Annotated in this window: 5 protein-coding genes; 4 read left to right on the top strand and 1 reads right to left on the bottom strand. The window is 46.7% G+C overall.

Translation table 11 applies throughout. The annotated features are described in order from the left end of the window. A partial coding sequence (locus ACKI5B_RS09285) for a glycoside hydrolase family 2 TIM barrel-domain containing protein (protein ID WP_407428050.1) occupies positions 1-431 on the top strand: 431 nt, incomplete at its 5' end. Between the two features lie 26 nt (positions 432-457). Continuing rightward, entirely contained in the window at positions 458-1,744 is a 1,287-nt protein-coding gene (locus ACKI5B_RS09290; RefSeq protein ID WP_407428052.1) for a hypothetical protein, read from the top strand. 4 nt (positions 1,745-1,748) lie between these two features. Here ACKI5B_RS09290 and ACKI5B_RS09295 read toward each other — a convergent pair whose 3' ends face one another. After that, entirely contained in the window at positions 1,749-2,999 is a 1,251-nt protein-coding gene (locus ACKI5B_RS09295) for a helix-turn-helix domain-containing protein (protein WP_407428054.1), read from the bottom strand. Positions 3,000-3,152: 153 nt separating this feature from the next. Here ACKI5B_RS09295 and uxuA point away from each other — a divergent pair, with 153 nt between their 5' ends. Beyond that, positions 3,153-4,283, top strand: a complete 1,131-nt coding sequence (uxuA, locus tag ACKI5B_RS09300) for a mannonate dehydratase (protein WP_407428056.1) — start codon at positions 3,153-3,155, stop codon at positions 4,281-4,283. A 14-nt stretch (positions 4,284-4,297) separates the two neighbouring features. Next, the coding region (locus ACKI5B_RS09305; protein ID WP_407428058.1) for a mannitol dehydrogenase family protein at positions 4,298-5,383 on the top strand (1,086 nt) is incomplete at its 3' end.

Genomic DNA, 5,383 nt, shown 5'->3' on the forward strand with positions numbered 1-5,383 from the left:
TTTCTCTTAAGTTCAGCGACGTAATCTGTCTTAACCGCTACTACGGCTGGTATTTTGGCGGCCCTGATCTAGAAATTGCCGAAGAAATGCTTCGAAAAGAACTGGATTTCTGGAAGACGACAGGAAAGCCGGTAATGTTTACCGAATACGGAGCCGACACCGTTGCAGGCTTCCATGACACAATGCCGCAGCTATACACAGAAGAATACCAGGTTGATTTTTACAAGATGAACAACACCGTTTTTGACGATTATGCTTTTGTTGTAGGCGAGCATGCATGGTACTTTGCAGACTTTGCCACAAGCCAGAGCATGATGCGCATAAACGGAAACAAAAAAGGCATTTTTACCCGGGAAAGAAAGCCAAAAATGGTTGCCCACTATTTTAGAGAGAGATGGCAGGCTATCCCGGACTTTGATTATAAAAAATAAAGGTTTAGAAAAAAGGAGGAATTTAAATGAAAAAACTGATTTTTTTTAATATTGGTTTTGTTATGTTATGTGCAGGTGCTGCTTCCGCGCTTGATGTTGATGCACACTTGACGCTTGAAGGAAATCTTGCAAACGGCGGAGATGGAACAGCTACCCGCTTTATTGAACTGGACCGGCAGGATCAGAAAAATAAAGATGCATTTATCTTTAATTTAAATGGTGAAAAAGCCGGTGGCTCTATGAGCATGATCTGGACATTTACAGGCGACGATCCTGATGACACCAGCTCAACAAGCGGTGCTGCTTCAAATTCTGCTGATGTTACAATCCGCCGCGCTAACGTGTGGTTTAAGCCGACCGAGTGGGCAAAAATTACAGTAGGAACTTTCTTTCAGCACCTGTATTTTGACCAGATGCGCTGGTGGCAGGACGTCTACGGAAACAAAATCGGTTTTAAAAAATGGATGAACTACCGTGAAGGAAGCGGCGTTGATTCTGATGTTTCCGGCGCCGGCATTGCACTGGAACTAAAGCCGTTTGAAGCTCTTACAATCGAACTTGCCGCAGCTCCTGGAACATCGGATGAAAACGACGACACTTCTGGTGCATTCTTTAACTGGGACGGCGACGGCGAAGATTCATACCTTGCATGGGGCGCAACCGCAAAGTATAAGATTGGAGACAATGCTTCTGTCGGTGTTGCATATGCAGACAACGGTACAGACAAATACAAGCTTCTTTCTGCAGGTTTTGATGTAGGCCACCCGTTCCGCTCTCCATATTACGTGTTTGTAATGCCTCGCTTTTACTTTGGCGACAGGCATAACAGCGAAATCGGCTATGGCGGTTATATCCGCAACGCAGATGTTTCAGATTTCGCTCTTACCGGCATTGCAATCGACAATATGTTCAAATTCCGTCTGAACGAAAAAGCAACACTTCAGGCACGCCTTCCCCTTGTAATCCGTATGACTGACGAAAAGGACGATCCAAGCTATCTTATCTGGGACATTCAGCTCGACTACAAAATGGGCGACATGACTCCGTACATTGAAATCAATAACGGAAGCCGTATTTACGCACCGCTTATGTTCGGCTCAGAAGACGGCTATACGGTAAAAGACAGCTTTGCAATGGATATCCGTCCGGGAGTAAAATTTAACTTTGGAAAAGCATGCGAAGTATTTACCGGTGTTGATGTTTATTTTGGACCAGGTCTTAAAAACCGGGCTTCAGGAACTTCATCATTCTACAGCACAGGCGTAACAAATGTCGGCTGGCGTGTGCCTTTTGGTGTAACGCTCTCGCTATAAACCATTATTTTTTGTGCTGTCTGCGGAAGTCACTTGGGCTGCATCCACAGTTTTTTTTGAACACGCGCGAAAAATAGTTCATATCATCAAAGCCGCAGGTATTGGCAATGTCCTCTATGCTGCGGCTGCTCTGTAAAAGGAGCGGAACTGCGTGGTTAATGCGCGTCCTGTTTATGTAAGCGGTAAGCGTGATTCCAGTCTCTTTTTTAAACTGTGATGAAAGATACGATGCGTTCATGTTGATTTTTTCGGAAATGTTTTGAAGTGAAAGATAATCTGTGTAGTGAAAATCAATATAAGTGATGCAACGCTGAATTGACTCAGAATAGCACTTGAGACGATGTTCCTGAATCTGCGTGCAATACGTTTTAATCATTTGAATTGCAAGATCTGAAACCTGCATTTTTGTCGTGCATTCTTCAATTGCAATGGCAAAATTACGGGAAACCTCATCTATGTAAAACGGGTGAACTCCGCATTTTTCCATAATCTTCCGCAGATGTGAGTTAAGAACTATGTCAAAATTTTTCAGATTGCGAATTGCATTCGGGGTGCGAGGTTTAATGCCTGTCTGGGTTATCTGCTTATAGCATGCAATGGCTTTTTGCGCATCTCCGGCTTCTACGGCATTCTGCATTGCATTTTCTATTTCATAGCGTTTTTTTACGGTTTCTGCATAGGCTTCATCCACACCGTCTGCGTCCGCTTCGGTATACAGGTAACCGTCTGTAGCAGAAAAATAATGATAGATTAAGCGCATGTCGTTAGATTCAAAAAGCGCGGGAAACAATGCACACAGAAATGACTGAAACTTATCACGTGAATATACAAGCGGAAGCTCTGCATAGTAAGAAAGCAGCTTTTTACTTGGTGCAGCTGGATTTCCAGTTACTTCGTGCAAGAGTGATGCCACGTCATCTTCCTGAAGATGCTCAAACGTAAAGGGGGAGGCGATAAAGTAGCGCAGGGCAGAATCATTAACAGAAAACTGTCCGGGAACGTTTTCAGAAGCGGCCGGAAGCGGAACAATCACTGTGCAAAGCCGGAAAAAGTCTTCAAGCAGATAGATGTTTCCAATCTCATTGCAGTGCGTCTGCACCCAGCGTTGAATCATGCCGTAATCTTCTTTTGGAAAAAACTGCGTGCGGAAACCTGCGTCAAAGCGTTCAAGGTCTGTATAGGGCGGTTCAAAAATAAAGGTCTGAATGTTCTGGCTTTCAAACAGCCTGTGTGCAAGGTCTTCGCCGGATATCATGTATTAATTGTACAGCTGCAGATATGCATACGCAAGAAAATTATGCTAAAAAAAACAAATTTTGTGCTTTACAAGTGATATGAAAAGACATAATATAAAAATGTAACCGGTTACATTTACAAAACACTTTTACATCCGGTTGGAGGAAATTATATGGAAATGACATTACGCTGGTACGGTTCAAAATTCGACACCGTAACCCTTGAACAGATCCGACAGATTCCCGGCGTCAAAGGCGTTATCACAACATTGTACGACACAAAACCGGGAGAAGTCTGGAGCCGCGAGCGCATCCGCGCCCTTAAAGACGAAGTAGAAGCTGCTGGCCTTAAAATAGCCGGCATTGAAAGCGTTAACGTAAGCGATGCAATCAAAACTGGAAGTGCTGACCGCGACAAGGACATTGACGCCTACATCGAAACACTTAAAAACCTGGGCGAAGAAGACATTCACATGGTCTGCTACAACTTTATGCCGGTATTCGACTGGACTCGCACCGAACTTGCACGCAGGCGCGAAGACGGCTCAACCGTTCTGGCCTACACTCAGGATGCAGTCGACGCAATCAAGCCGGAAGAAATGTTCTCTTCAATAAGCGGCGATATGAACGGTTCTGTAATGCCGGGCTGGGAACCTGAGCGCATGGCAAAGGTAAAAGAACTGTTTGCACTCTATAAGGACATTGACGAAGAAAAACTGTTTGAAAACCTCAAATACTTCCTTGAGCGCATTATGCCGGTCTGCGACAAATACGACATTAACATGGCAATCCATCCGGATGATCCGGCTTGGAGCGTATTCGGTCTTCCGCGCATCATTATAAACCAGAAAAACATTAACCGCATGATGAAAATGGTAGACAATCCTCACAACGGTGTTACATTTTGTTCAGGAAGCTACGGCACAAATCCGGAAAACAATCTGCCGGAAATGATCCGCTCACTTAAAGGACGCATTCACTTTGCACATGTTCGTAACCTGCGCTTCAACGCATTCCAGCGCCCGGACGGAAGCGCCGTTACTTCATGGACGGGCGAAAAAATCAAGCAGGGAAAACCTGACTTTGAAGAAGCATGCCACCTTTCTTCAGACGGAAGCTTTGACATGTACGAAATCGTAAAAGCATTGTACGACATTGGCTTTACAGGCCCAATCCGCCCTGACCACGGACGCATGATCTGGGGCGAAAAAGCAATGCCCGGCTACGGTCTTTACGACCGCGCACTCGGCGCCTGCTACATTCAGGGGTTATGGGAAGCAGTCGAAAAAAGCCGGACCCGATAATAGGAGAATTTACAATGAAACTTACACTTGAAGGATTAAAAGATACAGCTGGATGGAGCGCTGCTGGCGTTTCAATTCCGACCTATGATGTGGCTGCTATGCAGGAACGCACTAAAAAAGAACCTGTCTGGATTCACTTTGGAGCCGGAAACATTTTCCGAATGTTCATCGGCGGCCTCGAGGATACGCTTTTGAACAAGGGACTTTCTGACAAAGGTATTATCGCCGTTGAGACATTCGGCTACGACATTATTGACGAGATTTACCAGCCGTACAACAATCTGGTGCTCGGCGTTACCTTGAAGCCGGATGGAAACGTAGACAAGCGCGTCATCGGTTCGCTTGCAGAAGGCATTAAATCAATCCCCGGCGACACGGCAGAGTGGGCACGCATGAAGGAGATTTTTGCCGCTTCTTCCCTGCAGATGGTAAGCTTTACCATTACCGAAAAAGGCTACGCACTCTACGGAAGCGACGGAAGCCTTCTTCCGGCTGCAGCTGCCGACATTGAAGCCGGCATTTTCGCGCCTAAGACTGCAATGGCTCAGGTTACCGCCCTGCTTGCGCACCGCTTTGCAAACGGCGCAACTCCTATTGCAGTTGTCAGCATGGACAACTGCTCTCATAACGGCGAAAAGCTCCGGGAATCCATCATAACCATCGCAAAGAAGTGGCGGGAAAACCGCTTCGTGTCCGAGGGCTTCCTGTACTGGCTGCAGGATGAGGAGAATGTTTCCTTCCCCTGGTCCATGATCGACAAGATCACCCCCAGACCTGCTTCCGTGGTGGAAGAGGCTCTGAACCAGGCGGGCATCGAGGATATGGCTCCCGTGGTCACCTCCAAGGGCACCTTCATCGCTCCCTTCGTTAACGCTGAGCAGCCCCAGTATCTGGTGGTGGAGGACCGGTTCCCCAACGGCAGACCTCCTCTGGAGAAGGCCGGTGTCTACATGACCGACCGGGAAACCGTCAACAAGACTGAGACCATGAAGGTCACCACTTGCCTCAACCCCCTGCACACCGCACTGGCGGTCTACGGTTGCATGCTGGGTTATACCTCCATTGCTGCGGAAATGAAGGATCCGGAACTGAAAGCTCTG

The organism is Treponema sp. (assembly GCF_045657965.1).
Taxonomy (GTDB): Bacteria; Spirochaetota; Spirochaetia; order Treponematales; family Treponemataceae; genus Treponema_D.